This window comes from Methanocella arvoryzae MRE50, from assembly GCF_000063445.1.
GTDB classification, from domain to species: domain Archaea; phylum Halobacteriota; class Methanocellia; order Methanocellales; family Methanocellaceae; genus Methanocella_A; species Methanocella_A arvoryzae.
The window spans coordinates 1,858,139-1,877,969 of the sequence record NC_009464.1; the positions used below are offsets into that span (position 1 = coordinate 1,858,139).

Sequence of the window (19,831 nt, forward strand, 5' to 3'; positions counted from 1 at the left end):
GGGATGGAAAGGGAAGAGATCGTCAGGAAGCTCGTCAACGGCGAGCTGAAGTTTTACCAGGTGGAAGAAGTCACCGCGACCAGGAAGGACGCCGTAGAGGCCCGCAGGGCCGCGATCGAGACGCTCACCGGCGTCAGGCTGGATTCAATCGGCCACTACTCTTACGACACGGAGACCGTCACCAAGAAGAACATCGAGAACGCCATCGGCGCCGTCCAGGTGCCTGTGGGCGTGGCGGGGCCGATCCGCATCAACGGCGAATACGCGCAGGGAAACTTCTACATTCCTCTCGCAACCACCGAGGGAGCCCTCGTGGCCAGCGTCAACCGGGGCTGCTCAGTCTGCACCCTGGCCGGCGGGGTGAACACCGTGGTCTTCCAGGACGAGATGACCCGGGCGCCGGTGATGACTGTCCAGAGCCTCGCGCAGGCGAAGGAGATCATGGCCGCGCTGAAGACTCCTGAACTAATGGCCGAGATCCGGGCCGTAGTGGCCACGACCACGAGGCATGGCGAGCTGTTGAGGGTGGATCCTTATGTGGTAGGCAAGAGCGTCTTCCTGCGCTTTGCTTACGACACCAAGGACGCCATGGGCATGAACATGGTCACCATCGCCAGCGAGGCCGTGATGAACTTCCTCGAGAAGAAATTCCCCGGCACCAGGCACGTCACCGTGTCGAGCAACATGTGCACGGACAAAAAGCCGGCCGCCATCAACGTCACCGAAGGCAGAGGCCGGACCACCGTAGCCGAGATCACCATCCCTAAAGACATAGTCGCCTCGAAGCTCAAGGCCACCCCGGAGCGCATCTGCTACGTACACTACCGCAAAAACTTCCTGGGGTCGGCCAGGGCCGTGTCGTTCGGCTTCAACTCCCACGTGGCCAACGTGGTCGCCGCCATGTACATCGCCTGCGGCCAGGACCCCGCCCACGTGGTCGAAGGCAGCAACGCCATCACCTCCGCAGAACTGACCGAAAACGGCGACCTCCAGTTCTCCGTCTCCATGCCGTCCCTGCCGCTGGGCACCGTCGGAGGCGGCACCGGGCTCTGCACCCAGGCCGAATGCCTCAACCTGCTGGGCGTCAGAGGAGGCGGCAACCCGCCCGGCTCCAACGCCCGCAAGCTGGCGGAGATCGTCGCGTCCGCATCCCTGGCCGGGGAACTGTCCCTGATAGGGGCGCAGGCCTCCCACGACCTCGCCCGGGCCCACGCGAAGTACGGGCGGTAAGAAATATACCATCGCTACGCTGTGCCCGGCTATCGCGGCACAGCCCGTACCCGTTTTTGCCTGCGCAGGCACTACCTAATCGCTCTGGCGGAGAGCGCCATGCAAATGTCTTAACCCCTTCATTTCCTGTGGAACAAGCCTGCTAATACGATAACTGTCGAATAGCAACCTATATTGTCCCTACAGCCATACGATAAGGCGCCAAATGGCGAAAAGAGGTAAGAGTAAAGACATGGCCGACATCACAGTCCTGGGACTGTTCATATGAGGCGAGACAGCAAGACGAACGCTGCGCTGTGCAAAACCTCACAGATTCCACGGATTATGCAGAATCTGATGATTCTGCCAGATTCCACAGATTCCTACGGATTATGCAGAATCTGATTATTCTGATATTCCACAAATAAAAAATAAGTTATGGGCTATGCATCTCAAACTTGTCTGATCGATGAACGGTACCTGCGATATCTTCATTCATCTGTGCTATCGAGCCAGAATCTGTGGAATCCAGTATCCCCGTGTTTGTGGTGTTGGTGGTTGGGTTGCTGGTGGTTTGGGGGGTGGAGTAAAGTGAGGTATTTGTGTGGGGGCGGGGTTATCTCATGGTTTGTGGTAATAACGTATGAGACAGCCTCTTCCGCCCTCAGATGTGAATCATAAGTGTGTTGGTTTAAAGTCTTTATCTCGGGTGTTTAATGCATACTTCCAGTTCAGTAGGGCTGGTTGGTATTTCCTCCTATTGATCTGGTGTGCGTTGGAGAAGACTAGTATGGAGGATTTGTCTGAAAAATTGTTTTTCAGCAGCGATCAACTCTTTGTATTCTTGGGGCGGATGAGTATTGAAGAGATCACTTGCGGGGTGAACCTGCTTCTGTATCATTCTTTCAAGTTGTTATGGAAAAGAGCGGTTCAGTATTGTCCGGATATCGTGGATTCACCGGTCCTCTTGGCTATTGATACTACGGATAAACGGTATTATGGAGTCGATAATGAATATGTGCATCGTACTTTGAAGATGGAGGGGCGGAAGAAGAAACGGGTTAGTGTTCTCCGGTATGCCTCGATCAGTATCGTGACGAAGAACTTTAAATTCACTTTGGGGGTTACGCCTAAAAAGAGGGATGAACCCCTGGACCGGGTGGTGGAACGACTTTTAAAGTTGGTCCCGGAGGAACTCAGTGTTTTCGCAGTGCTCATGGATAAAGGATTCTACCTGAGCAGTGTTATGAAAACAGTGGACAAGCAGGGTTACAAGTACATTATACCGGTGAAACAGTATGGTAGCATGTCCCTCCTGTACCGGTTGTTAGAGCTTACCGGAGTGTCTCATTGGAAGTACACGATGCGTGGTGGGGAGTCTTTGGAGTACACGTATGACGTGTACCTCGAGGATCTTGGAATTGAAGCGTACTGTGGCTTCGCTACCAACCTCCCGGTAACCAGGATGAGTTTCACAATTCTTGCTGAAGCGTACGCTAACCGTTGGAATATTGAGAACGGGTATAAAGAGACTAAGGAGTACACGATAAAAACAAACAGTCGGAATCACGGTTACCGCACCTTAGTATTCGGTTTAAGCCACCTAATCCTGAACCTGCACGGCATCATGAAAAAGACACATCAAAAAGCAAAGATCACTGTTAACCAGATGAAAAACATGCTGAAACAATTTTTGGAAAGAATTTTACAACTACCTAAGAGACCAGACAACATGATCTCAAAACACCTAAAAGTTGCCTGGTAACAGCCAACCGGATAGCTCAGGCTATCAACAAAAACCTATTAAACCCCCAATTTTTAACACCGACTCGTAAATAAGCCCGCCCCCGGATAAGCACACCAATCCCACCCCACACAAACCACACCCACCCAACCACCACCACACACCACGTGGATACTGGGAATCTGTCACAATCCGTGGATTCTGTGAGGACTAGCACAGCGCATTGTTCGTTATCTTTCCCCCAAGCCTTAAAAGGGCATTAAAATTTCCGGGCTATTGTTATGAACCCGGTGTGCCCCACTCTGGTCGAAGGTCTGGTCCCGCGCTTGCTGTACTCCATCTCGTGCTCGCTGACGGTGATGGTGAAAATATCCTGGAACCCCTCTGTTTCCACTGCAGCTCTCACTGCGGAGGCCTGTTCGAAAAACGGGGAATATGTTGCGAGGAATCCGCCCGTGCGGAGGAGTTTGCGGGCTCCCGGGACTGCCAGGGCTGCGTCCTGCAGGTCCAGCGTGATCACGTCGAACACGAGGCCTTCGCCCTGGAGCTTCTCCATCTCCTGGAGGATGTCGGCGTGCCTGACTTCCACGTTGTGCAGGCCCGCCTTCTGCATGTTCTTGCGGGCGTTGGCGGCGAACTGCTCGCTGGCCTCGCAGGTGATGACCTTTCTGGCGATGATCCCCATGTAGGCGGCAAGCACGCCCGAGCCGGTGCCCGCGTCCAGCACCACGTCCGTGGGGCATAGCCCTGTATAGGCGATGATAGCCCCTATGTCCTTGGGCATGACGGGGGCGCCCGTCCGTTTCATGTGCCTGAACAGGTCCGGCGCCCTCGGCCTGACGACCGTGAACCCGACGCCCTTGTGAGATGCTATTGTGTCGCCCCACTCCCTCCCCGGGACGGCTTTCAGGTCTACGATGCCCAGGTCGGTATGCATGGGCTTCTCGTCGCCCGCCACCGCGAAATATTCCCTGCCTTCGGCCCTTAAGAGGATTTGCTCGCCATTTTCGATCATGAGTATACCGTAATAGAAAAGTTCAGGTAAACGCTACGCGGCACTAGCAGCGTAGCGTTCGTCGACCCTCAGCGCGAAGCGCCCTCACTGGCCCCCGGCCAGCTTCATGATGGCTTCCGCGAGGTCTCCTTTCGCCTCGACCAGCGCTTGTCTGGCCATTTCCCGGCTGACTTTGGCCTGGGTGGCCACGAGGGTGACGTCGTCCTCGGGGATCTCCGCCGGCTTCGCCTCTTCGACGGGCTTGCCTGCGGCTGCCGCCTGCTCGGCGATGCTCAGCGTCTTTTCCTCCGGAGTGCCGACGATCTGGTAAGACTTGGCGCCTTTAGCGTCCATGACTGTGACCTGCGCGTCGTTGAAGACGATCTCCTTGTCGCCTGTCCTGATAATGACCTGCTTTACGTCCTCGATCTCGTACATGTCGATGCCGAGGGCCCTCATCTGTTTCTGTAGCTGCTTGGGGTTGATGCCCCTGCCGCCCATGCCCGGAAACATAAGTAATTCACCTGCTGTGCTTATTGGTGGCATGTGATAAATAAGTTTTTTACGATACTTGCGCTCGTTCCGGGTACCGTCGCCGGGAAACGTGGCCGGAGTGCCTTGCCGCTCATAACAGGTTATTGATTTTTATCTCCGCAGGAAAACCACTATTCATGGGCGCGAAGGGACGTCCGTCGGTGGTGAAGCGGGATTTCGATAAGGCGACGGAGTGCTTCAACTGCGGTAAGGAGGCCATCCAGCGCATCGATCTCAGGCCTGACGAGATTATCGTGACCTGCATGAACTGCGGCGCTGCCAGGCACTACCGCCTCAGCGGGGTCTACATCGGGGAGACCTTCGGCGAGGATGCAGCAAGAGGCTGACCGGGCGTGCGCATGCCAGGCGGTCAAAAAACTACGCTTCCGGCGGGACACTGTTTTATACTTCAGGGTATCACGTATCAAGGAGATCGTTATGATGGACCAGCCGATGACTGGAGAGCGGTGGGATATAGAGAAGGAAACGGCGTGCTTCAACTGCCACAAGGGCGCCATTCAGTTGATAGAGATCACCCCTGTGGAGACGGTGATCACCTGTACAAACTGTATGGCAGAGCGCCACTACACGATACACAAAGTCGAGGTGCCGGATACGCCTCCGGAGGCGTTCGAGGACGAGGCGTTCCGCCTCCGCCACGACATCTGGAACTTCCGGTATACTGGTAAATGCGTCAATTGCGGTAACTGCGTGGACAACGAGGTGAACGTGGACGAGCGGCGGGTCCGGACGTTGTGTCCGGAATGCTACTTCACACGACTGTATGAGTTCAACATGTTCAGCGAATCCCGGTCCAGGCGATAGCTCTGATGGCGCCGAGACCTGGATGATCGTCATGGACCCCGAGGCCGGGGTGAGGCCTGCCACCGTGATCTGTGCGGGCTGGCTCTCTCATCTGCCTCTCAGGTTCAAGGAGACGTGCTTCGGGCTGCTCGCCGAGGGCGACCGGGAGATCATCAGGGGCTTCCTTAGCGCGCTCAGGCTGGCTTACCCTTCCGGGCTGATCTTCAGGCGCCGGTGGTATTCCATCGGGGATACTGCTATCTGCAGGAAGACTTTTGCTGAGACCCGCCCCCTTCGCCGGGCCGCCGATCAAATCAGGCACCACTGCCAGTCATAGGCTTCGACCACAGGCAACTATGGGGGTCATCTTTATTTCGCTTTAGCGCTTATTGGAAAGGTAGTGTGATAACGTTTGAAGCTGCGACTCACTGATCTTGCCGGGCCTGTCGGCATGGGAATCTTCATGCTGGTAGTGCAAATCCTCTCGCTGCTGCTTGTAGCTCCGCTGACCGACTATTATGACCTGAAGGCCTTCGAGAACCCGCAGAGCGTCTGGAACCCGGTCTTCTACATCGTCCTCATCATCCTCTTCAGCGCAGTCCTGCTCCTCATCATCAAGTTCAACATGAAGTGGATTATCCAGCTCTTCATGATCTTCGCCGTCTTCTCCACCCTCATATACGTGCTCTTCGGCATGGGCACGATGCTGCTGCCGCCACCACAGTACGGCTGGGAGATCATCCTCGCGGCTTCCATCATCATCTCCATCCTGCTCACGGCCCTCATGGTCGTCTACCCTGAGTGGTACATCGTCGACGCGGTGGGAATCATGGTCGCGGCCGGGGCCAGCGCCCTGTTCGGCATATCCCTCTCGGTCATCCCCACCATCATCCTGCTCGTCCTGCTCGCGGTGTACGACTTCATCGCGGTGTACAAGACCAAGCACATGATCAAGCTCGCCGAAGGCGTCATGGACCTGAAGCTGCCCATCCTGTTCGTGCTGCCCCGCAAGCTCAGCTACTCGTACGTCCGGAGCAGAACGCAGAAGCTGGAGCCTGGCAAGGAACGGGAAGCCTACTTCATGGGGCTGGGCGACGCGGTCATGCCCACCGTGCTCGCGGTATCGGCCAGCGCCTTCCTTGAAGCGCCGAAGGTCCTGGGGTTCGCCAACGTGCCCGCCATCGGCGTAATCTTAGGCACCCTGGTCAGCTACGCGGTCCTCATGTACTTCGTGATGAAGGGCAAGCCTCAGGCCGGCCTGCCTTTCCTGTGCACTGGCGCCATAGCCGGGTTCCTGCTGGGCTGCCTCGCTGCGGGGATCAACCCCTTCTTTTAAACCATTTTAAACTGTATAAAAAAGCGGCCGCGATCCGGCCGTGACTTTACTTTTTGTCTTCGCCGGCTTCTTCTGTCTTGACTTTCCTCTTCTTGCGGGAAGGGGGAATCTGGTGGACCTCTTCTTCCTGCTCCCTCTTCTTTTCCTCTGGCGGCTTCGGCTTCAGTATCTCTTCGAGCATATCGGCGAGCCGGTCCCTCACGGCGAGCACGCCCTCGCCTTTCAGCGTCGACATTTCCATGTCCGCGTCGGCTTTCGAGTGCTCCACGTCGATCTTGTTGGCCACGGTGAGCACCGGCATCTTCACGGTGTCCCGGACTTCTTCGAGCAGCTTCATCTGCTCTTCGAGGGTGAACCCGCAGGTTTCGCTCGGGTCGATGATGAAGAGCAGCACGTGGCCGACGTGACGGAGCGCGGCGATCGCCTGGAGCTCGATGTCATTTCGTTTCTCCAGGGGGCGGTCGAGCAGCCCGGGCGTGTCGATTACCTGATACCTGATGCGGTTTCTGGTGAAGTGGCCGATGATGATGCCTTTTGTGGTAAATGGGTACTGGGCGATCTCCGGCCTCGCCCCGGTGACCGCGGCGGTGAAGCTGGACTTGCCCACGTTGGGGTAGCCGGCCACGACTATGGTGGGCTCATCCTTGATGTCGGGAAGCTGCCTTAACTTATTCCGGGCGTCGTTCAGGAAGCGCAGGTCCTTGTCCACGTCGTAGACGATGGACGCCATCCGGGCGAACGCCTGCTTTCTCAGCAGTACGGGATCCTGGCTCTTCCGGATCATGCCCACGTACTTGCGGGAAATCTCCCTCGTCTTCTCCGAGGCCCAGCTCACAGAGGCGAGCCTCTTCCGCAGCTCGTCCACGCCTACGAGGATGTCGGTGAGGTCCCTGTAGAATGGCTCGATCCTCTCCAGGTTCGGCCAGTCCTTGACGGCGTTGCGCAGGTTGTCCCCGAGAATGTTGCCCGCTGTCAGCACCATCGACTCCTCGATCTCTTTCTTATCCGTGTATTCTCCGCCAATCTTGCCTCTGCCGGCCCGGACAGAGCGGGAGAACGCCTTGTCCACCAGCTCGTCGGCGGTTAGTATGGTGCTGATCTTTTCAAATATCATAAGTGATCACTCTGCTTCGCTCGCCTATCCTCTTCATGCAGGTTGTATTTATAATGAGTAGTACCGTACAGGCAACATATAATATAGCTGCCGGATTATGATAGTCCTTTGTGAAACTTTTTATTCGGCCCGGCGCTGTGCACAGCGCCGGGCCGAATAATATGTTTCAAGAATGACTATAATATGATCGGGGCGGCATGCACCTGTGGTAGCGACCCCGGCCAGTGTAACCGATTTGCCGCCTGTAACCGAGGGGATTGTGTAATGGAAGAAAGGGAAATCAATATGGGCAGCGGCTGGAAGATGACCATCCGCATGGACGTGGACAAGTATGGCAAACAGTTCATCGAGATAGCCAAGGTCCGGAAGGAAATGAAGATCGGCCGGTTCAAGCTCAACCCCCGGTACGCCCGCAAGCTCGGGGAGGAGCTGATCCGCATCGGCGACGAGCTGGAGAAAGGCGGCGGCCTCGAGGAAGACGCCGGGGAGTCCGGGGAAGACTAACCCCATTTCCCGTTTTACGTGCGCTTCTGGTAGACGCCCTTCTTACCGGGCTTCTCCACCTTCTCGATGATCTTCTTTTCCATCAGCCTGTCCCGGATCAGCGGGAAGTAGAACAGCCTGAAAGTCGGGAAGGGCACGCCAATCTGGCCTCTGTCATACCCTTCTTCGATCGTCTTGATCGTGATGGGCTTGCCGGTGTCGAACTTGCCGACCACGAAGTCGAAGGCGTTCACCAGCGGCTCGGGCTTGATCTTCTTGTACTTGTCGTGGCTGAGGTACCAGTTGATGTCGCTCTGCACGTCGTACTCCGTGGCCAGCGTGTCTACCTCTTTGCCGCCTATCCTGACATGATCGACAGCCTTGATCTTCCTGGGCCTGCCTCTGCCGCGCTTGACCTCCGGCCTGACCTGTTTAGCGCCCGACTCGATGGTTTTCAGCCGGTCCTGAAGTGCGTTTATTTTCCCCTCTATGTTGCTGAGGGTGCCTTGAAAGCTTTGAAGGACCCTCTCTTCACTGGTCGTGCCGGCTTCCATGGCCTGCCGTAAAACATTGTTCAGGTGAGTGGAAAATTTTTCCTTGCCTTTCGTCCTCTCGAGCCAGTCTGCAACATCTCTGTCAATCGTGCCGCCGATGTGGACTTTCCTGGATAGCCTCGCATTTGCTGCCATAGCAATCATTATATTGTCAACTTTTTATTATATAAATATATGGCATGCGATCGCATTATTTATTACCGGTCACATAATAGAAAAATCTAACCTATGCGGGCTTATTTTATCGTAAATATGTTAACTCCGGCGGTGTGAGCCTGTCACGGCCCGGTAAAGATTGCCAGCGCCAGCGAACCCGGGTAAGGGCTCTAGTTCCAGACAGGTACGTTAATACCACCAGGCCACAGCAGTCCGATTTTTTCAGCCGTGGCCCCCTGCCGGCGGGCTACGTGCCGGATAAAATATTTATATAAACGGCTTGTTAACTTAGCACCATAACGATTGTTACAGGAGCATTTTCTCATGGCCGGCTTACGTGACTGGATAAAAAAATTCAAGGAAAAGCATCCTGAAATTTACAGCTTCGCTCAGGACCTCATCTTCTCGCTGGCCATCGTGGCGTTGATCGCGCTGATCCTCTATGCGTACGCGGGCACCTGGCCCCCTGAGGCGGCCGTCATCGGCACGAGCATGCTGCCTAACCTGCAGGCCGGTGATCTGGTCCTGCTGCAGAGCATCGAGCGCTCTCCGGTCAAAACCTACGAAGAGTCCATCGCCACCGACTATATCACATATAACGGGTACGGCGACGTGATCGTGTATTACCCACACGGGGACACTTCCCGGTCCATGATCATTCACAGGGCAATCCGGTGGGTCAACGAGTCCGAGCCCATGTGGCCCGGCGGCCCGGCGGCCCCTCACGAAGGCTACATCACCCTGGGCGACAACAACCGGGGCGTCTACGACCAGGCCGGCAGCGTCAGCTATAACGATCCTGTGAGGAAAGAGTGGGTCCACGGGGTCGTGAAGTTCAGGGTGCCCTACCTCGGGTATCTCAAGACGCTGGCTCCGAACCTGTAAATTAGCGATAATCCACGATCAGGGGCTCTAAACCCATCCTTTCTGTACCCAGTACAGGTAGTCGTGGGCCCACTTTTCCTTGTTGGCCTTGATCGACTCTCCGAACACTTCCCGGTTCCTCCTGTGGACAGCCTCCTGCTCGGGGTAGGTACGCCGCTCCCGGATCGCTATTACCAGGTCTTTGCCCAGGAGGTATGCTTGTTCGACGGCATCGTTGATCGAGCCGGGGTGCTGGCCTATGGCGGCTACGGCTTTGCCTACGACGGTGGCTCCGCAGCTGACCAGGAACTTGTTCATGTAGTCTGCGACCAGTTCAGCGCCGCTGCTGCCCGTGGTGCACACCGCCATGCCGTGCTTGCCGCTGAACTGCTGGCAGTGGATGGCATCGCTCATGCGGTCCATCAGCGTCTTCATCTGGCCGGTGACGCCGTCCATGTACGACGGGCTGCCCAGGATGAGGCCGTCTGCCTTGAGCATCTTCTCCATCACGTAGGAAAAATCGTCGTCCTGCTCGCACCTGCCCCGGCGGTAGCAGGCGCCGCAGCCCTTGCAAAAGCCGATCCGCAGCCGGGTGGCATCGATGATCTCGGTATCCGCCCCCTCCTGACAGGCTCCTTCGATGGCGGCTTCCATGAGCCGCAGCGTCGAGCTGTTCTTGCCCCGTGGGCTGCCGATGATGCCGGTGACCTTCATACTTATAAAAGTAGACTTCTGCGCATATAGCACTTATGGTGCCGGCATACTCCGAATTATGTGCAACTCTGATAAAATAAGGCTTCTGTGACGGCCTTCAGGCCATCACTTCCTTGCTGAACGGCTCGAGCTTACCGATCATACTCTTGTACTTCCTGATGCCGTCTGCCAGCCCGTTGTCCTCTGAGAGGACGTGTACCTGGTCGATGACGTCGTCTTCGGACTTCGCGTTGGCGAAGTGCAGCGTGGTCTCTCCCCCGCTCTCGATCAGCACGAACTTGCCGTTCATAATCGTCACCAGTCCGCATGCCTGTAACGGCGTCGGGGCGATCTCTTCCAGCACGTCGTCGTCCCCGGTGCAGACGTAGACGCCTCTGGTGTTTAGCCTGTCGGAGAACTTGACCACTTTGATACTTTCGATCTGCTTGACGCTCTGCTCGAGATCCTTGCGGATGTTCTCAGTGATGTTATATGTCAGTACAGTCCTGGGGGTGGTAGCAAATTGGGTCATCATGGCTTTAACCTTCTCCGATTTTACGGATTTCAAGTCATAGGTGTCCCCTTATGTTCTTTAAACCTGTGTTATCGCATCACGGAAAAGACACTGGCCCTCCGCGGTTGTGATCGTTATAGCGTGCGTTTTCCGCGGAAAATGCAGGTTTGAGGCCTACGCATGCCGATTATTGAAATCGGCTTACGTCTCCCCTATTTTAATTATATTAATCATATTATAATTATGTTCATATACGTGCTGCTGAGGATTGTAGTTCGAAGGTAGCACAGTAACTGGCGCTGGTGAAAAGGATAACACCACAGTTATTAGCCTTGGGTGCAGATCACCTTATAAAATATAATAAATTCATCATTAAATTTTGTGAATGAATAATAAATGGTCTTATTAAACCACTTATCAGCATTAACATTACCAGTGGAGTGTCTGACATGAAATACGACGTAGAAACAAGAGAGGGCATTACTCGCGAAAAGGGTGCTGCGAAGCCGGGAGAAAGGGCGGGCCAAACGGGATGCGAGGACCGGGTGCGATTCCTGGAGGGCATACTGGGCAATACCGACGACGGAATCATCGCCCTCGATCACTCAGGAACCGTATCTTACATGAACCCGGCCGCATCCAGGATGTTCGGCTTCAGCTCACCCGACGAGGGCATCAAAATGATGAGGGACCCGGCGGTCTTCGAAGCCCGGTACTCTGACGGGCGGGCAGTGCCTGCCAGCGACGTCCCCCTCGCCCGGGCGGGCAGAGGCATGGATTACCGGGACGAAGAGCTGATCATGAAGCGCAGAGATACCGGCAGGGAGTTCACAGGCTCCTACTCCAGCCATCCCGTCCGGGATGAAAGCGGCAGGCTGCTCTCCAGTGTGGTGACAGTCCGCGACCTCTCGGGAAGGACGGGAGCGACCACACGGGGAGTCACAAATCTGCCGGCGATGCTGAGCACCATCGCTGCCAGCATCCCCCGGGTCGTCATGGCCAACCGGTGCGACATAGTCCTGTACGACGAAAAGGACCGCTCCTTCACTCCTGTCGAGGCGATGTGGCCGGAACGGGAAACGGAAAAAGGGACAAGGCGCGAAGACCGCATGACCTGCATCTCAGCGGAAGACGAGCAGTTGTTCACCCGGAGGGTGATGGAGACGAAGAAGCCCCTGATAGTAGAGGACACCAAGGAAAATCCTCTGTGCACAGCAAACCGGCACATGATCGAGCGGCTGGGCATCAAGTCCGTGGTAGTCCTGCCTCTCATGGACCGGGAACACTTCCTCGGCTCGATGATCCTCGACTCTAACCTGAGCGCCAGAGACTTCTCCGACCAGAGCATGGATACTCTCAACCTGATCGCGAGGACCGTATCCGCGATGATCGCCGAGGCTAAGGAACGGGAGGGGAAACCCGCCGCAACAGCCCACAGATAACTGCCCGGCCTTGTCTGTCGTCCCCGGTATCATCGCCATGCACTTATATAGCTCAAACGACATATCTGCATAAGAATATTTCAGGAGCATTATACATGGCAAAGCTTACTGTATTAGCGATCGGTGCCCACGCCGATCCTTTTGATATGCCGTACCAGTGCGGCGGCACGCTGGCAAAGCTCGCCAAAGCAGGAAACAGAGTAATATGCGTGTCTTCCTGCGAAGAGAACCAGGAAGAGGCAACCCGGGTAGCCACAGTCCTGGGCTGCGAAACCATGTTCCTCGACCTCGAGGAGGGCGAGATCCAGAACGACACCGAGACCGTACACAAGATCGTCGAGCTTATCCGGTCGACAAGGCCCGACATAGTGATCACCCACCAGCCCACCGACTACAACCCGGACCACCGGGCCCTGTCCCAGGCAGTCCTGGGCGCCTGCCTGCTCGCGAGGGTGGGAGAGGTCAAGACCAGGCATGAGCCCTACAAGGTGCCCTGCCTGTACTACTCCGAGACCTCAAGCGGGGTAAACTCCACTGCAGACATCTACGTCGACATCGGGAGCACCTTCGAGACCAAGATCAAGGCGCTGAAAGAACACAAGAGCCTGTACGAGAAAGAGGGCGTCGAACACCTCGGCAGCATAGAGCACCTCATCGAGCGGGAGGAAGCCACCGCGAGGTACAGGGGCATGCAGGTCGAGATCGAGTACGCAGAGGCCTTCTCCCGGGCGGTCAACTACCGGGTCATGCGCGCGTTCAGCACGCTGCCCTTCCCGGATGTGGAAGTCCATAACGAGTAACCCTCAAAGCTGCTCAGGAGTGGCGTACAGGGTAACCATTTGAGGAGATCTTGCTGATGAGTGGTGTACAGGGGAACCATTCGAGAAGCCATTGATGATGAGTGGTGTACAGGGGAACCTTTTGGTAAAAGGTTCCCCTTGCACCCCTCCAAAACAACCTTTTTTAATGCCCTTCGGGCTTGCTTCGGTGTCGAGTGTCAGGAAAACCTTTTTTGGAAAAAGGTTTTCCGACGGCCTTTCGAAAAACTTTAAAGCGCCCCGACTGGGATTCGAACCCAGGTCTAAAGCTCCGCAGGCTTCAAGGATATCCACTACCCTATCGGGGCACGTCTCTGTAAAACGGCGCGGAAGTTGCGTTCCACATAATGTGCTCATCATTACATAAACTTATCGCCGCCATGGCGCAGGCGGGGGATATGGCCTGGGACCGCTCTGGGGGGTGCTCTGGCAAGCATCCCGGGCTGCTCAAGTCCCCCTGATATTATTCGGTAATAACACGAAACAAGCCTAATTTTTAGCATGTTAATGATATAAGCCTTAATAAGTGGTACTTTAAAGGAATCAGACGTACGATAAAGCTACAATTGCCCATCCGAGCTACTGTAAAGTTTTAAAATTTCTGCAATGGCAAGTATCGTTTTATATTCACCTGACTATTAACAGCTTGTAGTGCGAAGGGCGCGGACCGCTCATACTCGCGCAAGGCAACCGTATAAAGGCAATCGCGCGGCTGTCTTTAGTATACCCCCGAATTAACCCCCAGATGCGAGCGCGGCGGGCCCCGCATTACTTTGCACAATTCTTACGATCACGATTCAGTTCCAAATTTTGGAGGGGTATTTGCAGCAGGCCTCATCAAGAGGCCTGCGAAAAAACTTCTTTTACAGTATGTCCTTCGGGTCTGCGAGCTGACGCTCTGCGATCTCGGCCACTTTCGGGTCTCCGCCGCCGATCCTGACGGTCTCTATGGCCTTCCTGTACCACTCTTTTGCCATATCCGGGTTCCCGAGGCGCCGGTACAGGTCGCCCAGGATATACGTGTAGAGCGCCTTATTTTCTCCCTGCGCCTCCCCTGCCTGAATGCCCCTCTCGAAGAACTCCGCCGCCCTGGCGAGGAAAAATTTCTCCTTTTCCGGCTCGTTTCTGGTACGGTGGCACCACGCGCCCATCTGGTATATCCGGCCCAGCGCCAGCGGGGTGGCGCCCTGCCATTCGGCGCATAGCGCCACGAGGTAATAGTGCCCGTTAGTCTCGATCTTTCTGGCCCTGACCTCAGGGGTGATGACGTCGGCCACCTTCTGCCTGAACTCCTCGGTGAAAGCCTGCGGGGAGGCAAAGTCACCGTCGAAGCCGGAGAAGCCGCAGTTCGTGCAGGTGTGGGCGAAGTTGCAGACCGGCTGCGCTCCGGCGGCCTCCCGGTAGAAATCGGAGTGGAGCGGCCCGAAAGAGTTGCTGGATGTGACCAGATTGGTCTCGAACACGTTGTTGCAGAGCGGACAGGTAAAGGTATGAGGCTGAACGGTGGTCATGCCATGAATTTAAGTTTCTAAGGGTTAAAAACCTATGCAGCCGCCCCGGTGAAGCGCACAGTGGCGGTCTGAAGGGCCTGATGCGTGCAAGCACATGTAGATTCCGAATTCGTGAAACCATCACGATTATTCATTAATTTTTTATACCTTAAGCATCTAATCTAAACACTAGTGGTCATCAGTGGACGCGCTCGACTTCCGTATACTGGGTCTCTTGCTTAGAAACGCCCGGCTCTCCTATGAGTCCATGGCTGCCGAGTTAGGGGTGTCCGAAGGCGTCATCATCAACCGCGTCTTCCTGATGTGGGATGCAGGCGTGATCAGCGAGTACCGCACCAGGGTCAGCCCCCTGCTGTTCGGCTGCAGGCCGGCGATTGTCCTGGCGGAGGCTTACCGCTCCTACTGTAAGCAGAAAGACGTCAGGGCGCTGCGCACCGTCGACCGGATCACCCAGATCGTGGAGACCACGAGCAAAATCTATTCGGCATACGTCCTGTTCCGGGATGATCAGGACCTCAGGGACACGGTGGACCTGATCCGGGCGAAGGTCAGCCCGTCGAGGATTACAAGTATTCTCCAGCCGCACGAGCCTGTGCCATCTGTGCAGTTGACAGGCCAGGACTGGAAGATCGTGGAGTATCTCATGGACGACCCCCGGGCAGCGGAGGATAAGATGGCCCGGGACCTCGGAGTTCCGGAGCGATCGCTGAACCGGCGCATGGAAAAGCTCCTGACCGGAGGCGCGTTCTCCCACACGATCGTCATCCAGCCCGGCATGTTCCAGGGCATGACCTCTAACCGCCTCTACATCGTTTTCAAGGGCGGGGACGAGCACGATCGAAAGACTATCGTAGACAGCATCGAGAACAAGTGGAACATGCTGCGCCTGGACGCGCCGGACGGCGTCGTCATCGACGTGTATGGCAAGACAAGGAAGGACATCTACGACGACCTCAAAAACCTCAAAAGCCACGAAGCGGTCGGGGAGACGTTCTACACACTGCCCTCCCGCATAGTCTCAAACGATCTGCTGGTGAGGCGGAAGGTCATCGAGGCGGTGTTCAGCACCGATTCGCTCCGGGGGCTATAGCCGCCGGCGGTTCCCGGCAACTTTGCGGCTAAAGACACATAATTCGTAAATCGTCTGCTTGCTGTAATATAACCAGGCCGGTAGATACCTGTGCAGGTGATTTATCATGGAAGACCACATCGCTCCAGACGGATCAGGCCTGACTTGCAAGTGCGGAGAGCCACTCAAGGAGGGCCGCTGCCCCGGATGCGGCATGGCCCCGGATGACTGCAAGTGCCAGCACAAGTAATGGGGTAACCGGCGGGCCCGGCCGGGCCCGTCCTTATCTCAGTAATCGTCGACCATGTGGCCGGTGTACTTCGGGGTGGAGTTGATGTCTCGGGCCTGCAGGTACTCGTAAAGCCTGCGGTCGAGGCTGTCGAAGCCAACCAGATACGTGGCTGACTGGTCGATCATCAGGGAAAAGAAGCCCTCCTCCTCGGCGAAGGCTATGACTGGCTTCCCCGCCGAGAAAGCATATCCCATCTCCCAGATAGTACCGGCATCCCTGCCGTCGAGTACGGCGAATACTCCGTCGCTCCTCCGGATCTCCTCGCACAGGAGCCTGAACCGCCGGCTTTTCTCTTCCGGCTTCCTCAGGTCTATCCTCTGGTTCCTGTGAGATGTACTATATACCTCGAAGCCCAGGTCTTCCAGCCTGGCCTTCACTTTATCCAGCCTCTCTACCTCTTCGTCGTCGAAAAACGGCCCTGCCAGGAATAGTCTCATAATATCATCGAGTATCGTTTGATTATTTAACACGTTTTTTATAAACGTGTTAAATCGTATGAAAATAGTAAGATTTAAGCTTTTGCAAGACGAGTTATCCGCATGCACGACATGCCAGGCTGTAAATATACGCACATGGACAGGGAGTACTCCATCGAAGATCTGGCCGCCTTCCACGGTCACCTCGGCCCGTACATCGTCCTCGGATACCGCATCGGCCGGTACGCTAGAGAGTATTTCTGCGACGACGCTTTCCAGATGCACGCCGTGGTCGGCTGCTCTGGCACTCCGCCTCAGTCGTGCCTCGCCGACGGCGTCCAGATCGGCAGCGGCTGCACCACTGGCAAGAGGAACCTCGAGCTGCGGGTCAGCGACTCGATCGCGTGCGAGTTTACATCCGCCGAAGGGAAGAAGATGGTGATCAGGCCGAAGCCTTTGAAGTTCCCTCCCCGGGGCGAGGACTACTTCCACCAGATCGAGCAGCTTGCCGTCGACATGTACCGCATGGACGACACAGAGCTGTTCGAAGTCAGCTCCCAGTAGGCAAGGTCCTCCATGATCGAGCTGGACGGCATCTACACGGCTTACGAGGGCGGCGATCGGCCCGTCATCAGAGACCTCTCGCTGCGGATCGGCAAAGGCGAGTTCGTGATCATCGGCGGCCCCAACGGCGCGGGCAAGACCACGCTGCTCGAGTCGATCAACGGCATGGTCAGGGTTACCCATGGAAGTGCCAGGGTATGCGGGATCGACGTCCGCAGGGCGGGCTGCGAAGTGAGGAAACGAGTCGGGTACGTCATCCAGAACTTTTCCTTCGATCCGTTCACTCCCTTCACAGTGGAGCAGGCCGTCATGATGGGCCGGTACGGCAGGCTGGGCATGTTGCGTCGCCCGGGAAAGGCAGACTTTGACGCCGCCGAGCGTGCCATCCGGCTCGTGGGCATCGAAGACCTGACGCACAAGCCGATCGGAACCTTGAGCGGCGGCCAGCAGCAGAAGACGCTGATCGCCCAGAACCTGGCCAAAGAGCCGGACGTCCTACTGCTGGACGAGCCTTTCAGCAACCTCGACTTTCAGGCGAGGGAGTTCGTTTCCGGCATCCTGAGCGGCCTGGTGGAGAAAGGCACGCCGGTAGTGATTGTCTCTCACGCGTTCGACGACCTGCCGGACCGGGACATCCGTATGATCATCATGGAGGACGGCCAGGTCAAGGGCGACATTACCTGCGCCCCCGCCGAAGTGAAGGACGTGGTCCGTTTCTCGATCGGCCGCTCAGCCGTGGCGGTGAACTGAAGGTGCTCGAGTTTCTCATCCCCAACAACATCGTCTGCCACGCGGTAGAGGCGATGATCTTCGCGTCGATCTCCTGTAGCATCCTGGGGGTCATCATCGCGAGGATGAACATCTCCTCCGTGGGCTTCACCATGTCCCACGCCGCCTTCGCGGGAGCGGCGATCGGCCTGTTTCTGGGCATGGACTCGATCCTGACCGCAGTCATTTTCAGCCTGGGCGTCGCTGCCCTGATCGGGCCGGTCAGTGAGAGGGCGAAGATGTCGGCCGACACCACGCTGGGCGTCCTCTTCGCGATGTCAATGGCGGTCGCTGTTTTCTTTATCTCGTACATGCAGTACTCCGGCAAAGGCATCTCGGCCGGAGGGCTCCTGTTCGGCGATCTGATCTCCCTCTACCGGGAAGAGATCTATCTGCTGGGGCTGGTCTCCCTGCTAACCGTGCTGTTCATCGTGGTCTTCTACAAGGAAATCCTGTCACTGATGTTCCACATGAAGATCGCAGAGGCTTCCGGCATCCGCACGAAGCTGGTCTACTACGCCCTCCTCTTCATCATCGCCGTCTCCGTCGCGCTGAGCATCAACATCGTAGGCGGCCTGATCATCTACGTCTGGCTCGTGGTACCGGCCGCGATCGCCTACCAGTTCTGCTTCAACGTCCGGGGCATGTTCATCGTGGCCCCGCTGGTGGCACTGGCGGTTAGCATACCCGGAGTGTTCGCGGGGTTTGAGTACAACCTGCCGATCGGGCCCCTCATTGGGATGGCCTTCACTTTCGTATTTGCGCTGTCTGTAATACTATCTACAAAAAGACGGATAACCTGTAATAAGAATTAAATATTAAGTGTTACTACTTCATATGTATGATACACTGGCGATTATCCTCAATTCTATTGATGGTGCTGCTATCGATCTCACTGATAGCTCCTGCCTGCTCTGCCCAGCAGGCAGACGAGATGATAGCTCCTGTCTGCTCTGCCCAGCAGGCAGACGAGAAACTAAAAGTCGTGTGCACGACCTCAGTTCTCCAGGACCCCGTCCAGTTCATCGGCGGGGAGAAAGTCGAGGCCATCTCGGTGGCCGACCCGACGATGTGCCCGCACCTCCAGGCAGACATCCTGCCCAACCGGCTCCAGCTCAACAGAGAGTTCATCCGGACGGCCGACCTGTTCGTGGCTTACGGCGATAACAACGACGTATCGTACAATATGCCCGCGGTCAACGACTTCATGAAGGCCAACGGCTACGGTAACGTTACCTGGGTGGAGTCAGCCGCCCCGGGCGCCGGCTGGAACACTCCGGAGAAGTCGAAAGCCCTTGCAGCAGAAGTGAAGGGCTGGCTCGTCGCCGAAGACCCGGCTAACCAGGACTACTACGAGCAGCGGTACGTCGAATACGTGAAAACGTTCGACGCCGCCGGCCCGACCGCCGAAGAGCGGGAGCAGCTCGGCCAGACCGAGGTCATCGTCATGTTCTGGCAGAAAGACCCGGTCGAGAACTGGCTCGGCATGAAAGTGGTCAACTTCTTCGCCCCCGAGTTCGTCATGAACGGCACCAAGACTCCGGCGAAATTGGTTGATGACATCAACGCGAACCCCGAGAAGTACCGGAATGTAAAATATGTTATCGAGAACATGCAGTCCACCGAGCTCGCCAAGGGCGTGGAGGAGGCGCTGAAAGACAAGGGCATCAACGCGAAACGGGTGATCTTCACCAACTTCCCGGGCTCGGTGCCTGACACGACGACCATGGCCGATGTGCTCAAGTACAACAAGCTGCTGGTTTTAGAGCAGGAAAGGACCCCTGCTGCCGCTGAAACGACGCCCGCAGGCGCCGTAGCGATCCTCGCCGGACTTGCTGCCGGCAGTCTTGCAGCCGCCGGCAAACGTCGCCGTTAGCAGTTGCGCTGCCATCCTCTTCTTTTTTAGCTCCCAATCTATAATAGCAGGTACGCCTATATCTCTCTGATAAAAG

At 56.4% G+C, this 19,831-nt stretch carries 24 protein-coding genes and 1 tRNA gene; 16 read left to right on the plus strand and 9 right to left on the minus strand.

Annotated elements, in window-relative coordinates; genetic code table 11:
* The first annotated feature begins 3 nt into the window (after positions 1-3).
* On the plus strand, positions 4-1,230 hold the full coding sequence (gene hmgA, locus RCI_RS09240; RefSeq protein ID WP_012036164.1) for a hydroxymethylglutaryl-CoA reductase (NADPH): 1,227 nt from the start codon (positions 4-6) through the stop codon (positions 1,228-1,230).
* A 769-nt stretch (positions 1,231-1,999) separates the two neighbouring features.
* Positions 2,000-2,974, plus strand: a complete 975-nt coding sequence (locus RCI_RS09245) for a transposase (RefSeq protein WP_231844818.1) — start codon at positions 2,000-2,002, stop codon at positions 2,972-2,974.
* A 238-nt stretch (positions 2,975-3,212) separates the two neighbouring features.
* On the opposite strand, the gene RCI_RS09250 is transcribed toward RCI_RS09245, so the two are convergent.
* Positions 3,213-3,968 (minus strand): methyltransferase domain-containing protein, encoded by a 756-nt coding sequence (locus RCI_RS09250; protein ID WP_012036166.1) that lies wholly within the window; start codon positions 3,966-3,968, stop codon positions 3,213-3,215.
* Between the two features lie 84 nt (positions 3,969-4,052).
* Complete coding sequence (locus RCI_RS09255) at positions 4,053-4,460, minus strand: nascent polypeptide-associated complex protein (RefSeq protein ID WP_048198380.1); 408 nt, start codon at positions 4,458-4,460, stop codon at positions 4,053-4,055.
* Positions 4,461-4,618: 158 nt separating this feature from the next.
* Between RCI_RS09255 and RCI_RS09260 the strand changes: the two genes are divergently transcribed.
* The 4 genes from RCI_RS09260 to RCI_RS09275 all read left to right on the plus strand — a co-directional run bounded on the left by RCI_RS09260 (position 4,619) and on the right by RCI_RS09275 (position 6,621).
* Entirely contained in the window at positions 4,619-4,828 is a 210-nt protein-coding gene (locus RCI_RS09260; protein WP_048198382.1) for a hypothetical protein, read from the plus strand.
* Positions 4,812-5,306, plus strand: a complete 495-nt coding sequence (locus RCI_RS09265; RefSeq protein ID WP_158308901.1) for a hypothetical protein — start codon at positions 4,812-4,814, stop codon at positions 5,304-5,306. The genes RCI_RS09260 and RCI_RS09265 overlap by 17 nt, the downstream gene beginning before the upstream one ends.
* 22 nt (positions 5,307-5,328) lie before the next feature.
* The gene (locus tag RCI_RS09270; RefSeq protein ID WP_012036170.1) at positions 5,329-5,622 is read left to right on the plus strand and encodes a DUF2102 domain-containing protein; all 294 of its coding nucleotides are present in this window, start codon (positions 5,329-5,331) and stop codon (positions 5,620-5,622) included.
* Positions 5,623-5,697: 75 nt separating this feature from the next.
* Complete coding sequence (locus RCI_RS09275; protein ID WP_012036171.1) at positions 5,698-6,621, plus strand: presenilin family intramembrane aspartyl protease PSH; 924 nt, start codon at positions 5,698-5,700, stop codon at positions 6,619-6,621.
* Between the two features lie 46 nt (positions 6,622-6,667).
* Here the strand turns inward: RCI_RS09275 and RCI_RS09280 are convergent, their stop codons facing one another.
* Positions 6,668-7,735, minus strand: coding sequence for an NOG1 family protein (locus RCI_RS09280; RefSeq protein WP_012036172.1), 1,068 nt, complete (start codon positions 7,733-7,735; stop codon positions 6,668-6,670).
* 264 nt (positions 7,736-7,999) lie between these two features.
* Here RCI_RS09280 and RCI_RS09285 point away from each other — a divergent pair, with 264 nt between their 5' ends.
* On the plus strand, positions 8,000-8,239 hold the full coding sequence (locus tag RCI_RS09285) for a hypothetical protein (protein ID WP_048198388.1): 240 nt from the start codon (positions 8,000-8,002) through the stop codon (positions 8,237-8,239).
* Between the two features lie 14 nt (positions 8,240-8,253).
* On the opposite strand, the gene RCI_RS09290 is transcribed toward RCI_RS09285, so the two are convergent.
* Positions 8,254-8,907: a hypothetical protein gene (locus RCI_RS09290; RefSeq protein WP_231844819.1), complete on the minus strand. Its 654-nt coding sequence runs from the start codon at positions 8,905-8,907 to the stop codon at positions 8,254-8,256.
* Positions 8,908-9,252: 345 nt separating this feature from the next.
* Here RCI_RS09290 and RCI_RS09295 point away from each other — a divergent pair, with 345 nt between their 5' ends.
* The gene (locus RCI_RS09295; RefSeq protein WP_012036175.1) at positions 9,253-9,813 is read left to right on the plus strand and encodes a S26 family signal peptidase; all 561 of its coding nucleotides are present in this window, start codon (positions 9,253-9,255) and stop codon (positions 9,811-9,813) included.
* Positions 9,814-9,840: 27 nt separating this feature from the next.
* Here the strand turns inward: RCI_RS09295 and RCI_RS09300 are convergent, their stop codons facing one another.
* On the minus strand, positions 9,841-10,506 hold the full coding sequence (locus RCI_RS09300) for a flavodoxin family protein (protein WP_012036176.1): 666 nt from the start codon (positions 10,504-10,506) through the stop codon (positions 9,841-9,843).
* A 97-nt stretch (positions 10,507-10,603) separates the two neighbouring features.
* Positions 10,604-11,053: a hypothetical protein gene (locus tag RCI_RS09305; protein ID WP_012036177.1), complete on the minus strand. Its 450-nt coding sequence runs from the start codon at positions 11,051-11,053 to the stop codon at positions 10,604-10,606.
* 395 nt (positions 11,054-11,448) lie between these two features.
* Between RCI_RS09305 and RCI_RS09310 the strand changes: the two genes are divergently transcribed.
* Positions 11,449-12,441 (plus strand): GAF domain-containing protein, encoded by a 993-nt coding sequence (locus RCI_RS09310; RefSeq protein WP_048198390.1) that lies wholly within the window; start codon positions 11,449-11,451, stop codon positions 12,439-12,441.
* Between the two features lie 95 nt (positions 12,442-12,536).
* Positions 12,537-13,241: a PIG-L deacetylase family protein gene (locus RCI_RS09315; protein ID WP_012036179.1), complete on the plus strand. Its 705-nt coding sequence runs from the start codon at positions 12,537-12,539 to the stop codon at positions 13,239-13,241.
* A gap of 254 nt (positions 13,242-13,495) precedes the next feature.
* On the opposite strand, the gene RCI_RS09320 is transcribed toward RCI_RS09315, so the two are convergent.
* Positions 13,496-13,567: transfer RNA gene (locus tag RCI_RS09320), tRNA-Arg, on the minus strand.
* Between the two features lie 555 nt (positions 13,568-14,122).
* A complete protein-coding gene (locus RCI_RS09325) occupies positions 14,123-14,770 on the minus strand; it encodes a DUF2225 domain-containing protein (RefSeq protein ID WP_012036180.1) in 648 nt (215 codons plus the stop codon).
* Between the two features lie 181 nt (positions 14,771-14,951).
* On the opposite strand from RCI_RS09325, the gene RCI_RS09330 reads away from it, so the two are divergent.
* On the plus strand, positions 14,952-15,860 hold the full coding sequence (locus RCI_RS09330; protein ID WP_012036181.1) for an AsnC family transcriptional regulator: 909 nt from the start codon (positions 14,952-14,954) through the stop codon (positions 15,858-15,860).
* A gap of 106 nt (positions 15,861-15,966) precedes the next feature.
* On the plus strand, positions 15,967-16,089 hold the full coding sequence (locus RCI_RS17510) for a hypothetical protein (protein ID WP_269446470.1): 123 nt from the start codon (positions 15,967-15,969) through the stop codon (positions 16,087-16,089).
* A gap of 38 nt (positions 16,090-16,127) precedes the next feature.
* Here RCI_RS17510 and RCI_RS09335 read toward each other — a convergent pair whose 3' ends face one another.
* Entirely contained in the window at positions 16,128-16,568 is a 441-nt protein-coding gene (locus RCI_RS09335; RefSeq protein ID WP_012036182.1) for a nucleoside 2-deoxyribosyltransferase, read from the minus strand.
* 102 nt (positions 16,569-16,670) lie between these two features.
* Here RCI_RS09335 and RCI_RS09340 point away from each other — a divergent pair, with 102 nt between their 5' ends.
* From RCI_RS09340 to RCI_RS09355, 4 genes are read left to right on the plus strand one after another with little or no spacing between them, the layout of a single operon-like run.
* Positions 16,671-17,111 (plus strand): formylmethanofuran dehydrogenase subunit E family protein, encoded by a 441-nt coding sequence (locus tag RCI_RS09340; protein WP_048198392.1) that lies wholly within the window; start codon positions 16,671-16,673, stop codon positions 17,109-17,111.
* A 12-nt stretch (positions 17,112-17,123) separates the two neighbouring features.
* Positions 17,124-17,861: a metal ABC transporter ATP-binding protein gene (locus RCI_RS09345; RefSeq protein ID WP_012036184.1), complete on the plus strand. Its 738-nt coding sequence runs from the start codon at positions 17,124-17,126 to the stop codon at positions 17,859-17,861.
* Positions 17,862-17,863: 2 nt separating this feature from the next.
* Positions 17,864-18,694 carry a metal ABC transporter permease gene (locus tag RCI_RS09350; protein ID WP_012036185.1) on the plus strand — a complete coding sequence of 277 codons (831 nt, stop codon included), beginning with the start codon at positions 17,864-17,866 and terminating at the stop codon, positions 18,692-18,694.
* 26 nt (positions 18,695-18,720) lie between these two features.
* Complete coding sequence (locus RCI_RS09355) at positions 18,721-19,755, plus strand: metal ABC transporter substrate-binding protein (RefSeq protein ID WP_012036186.1); 1,035 nt, start codon at positions 18,721-18,723, stop codon at positions 19,753-19,755.
* Positions 19,756-19,831 lie beyond the last annotated feature (76 nt).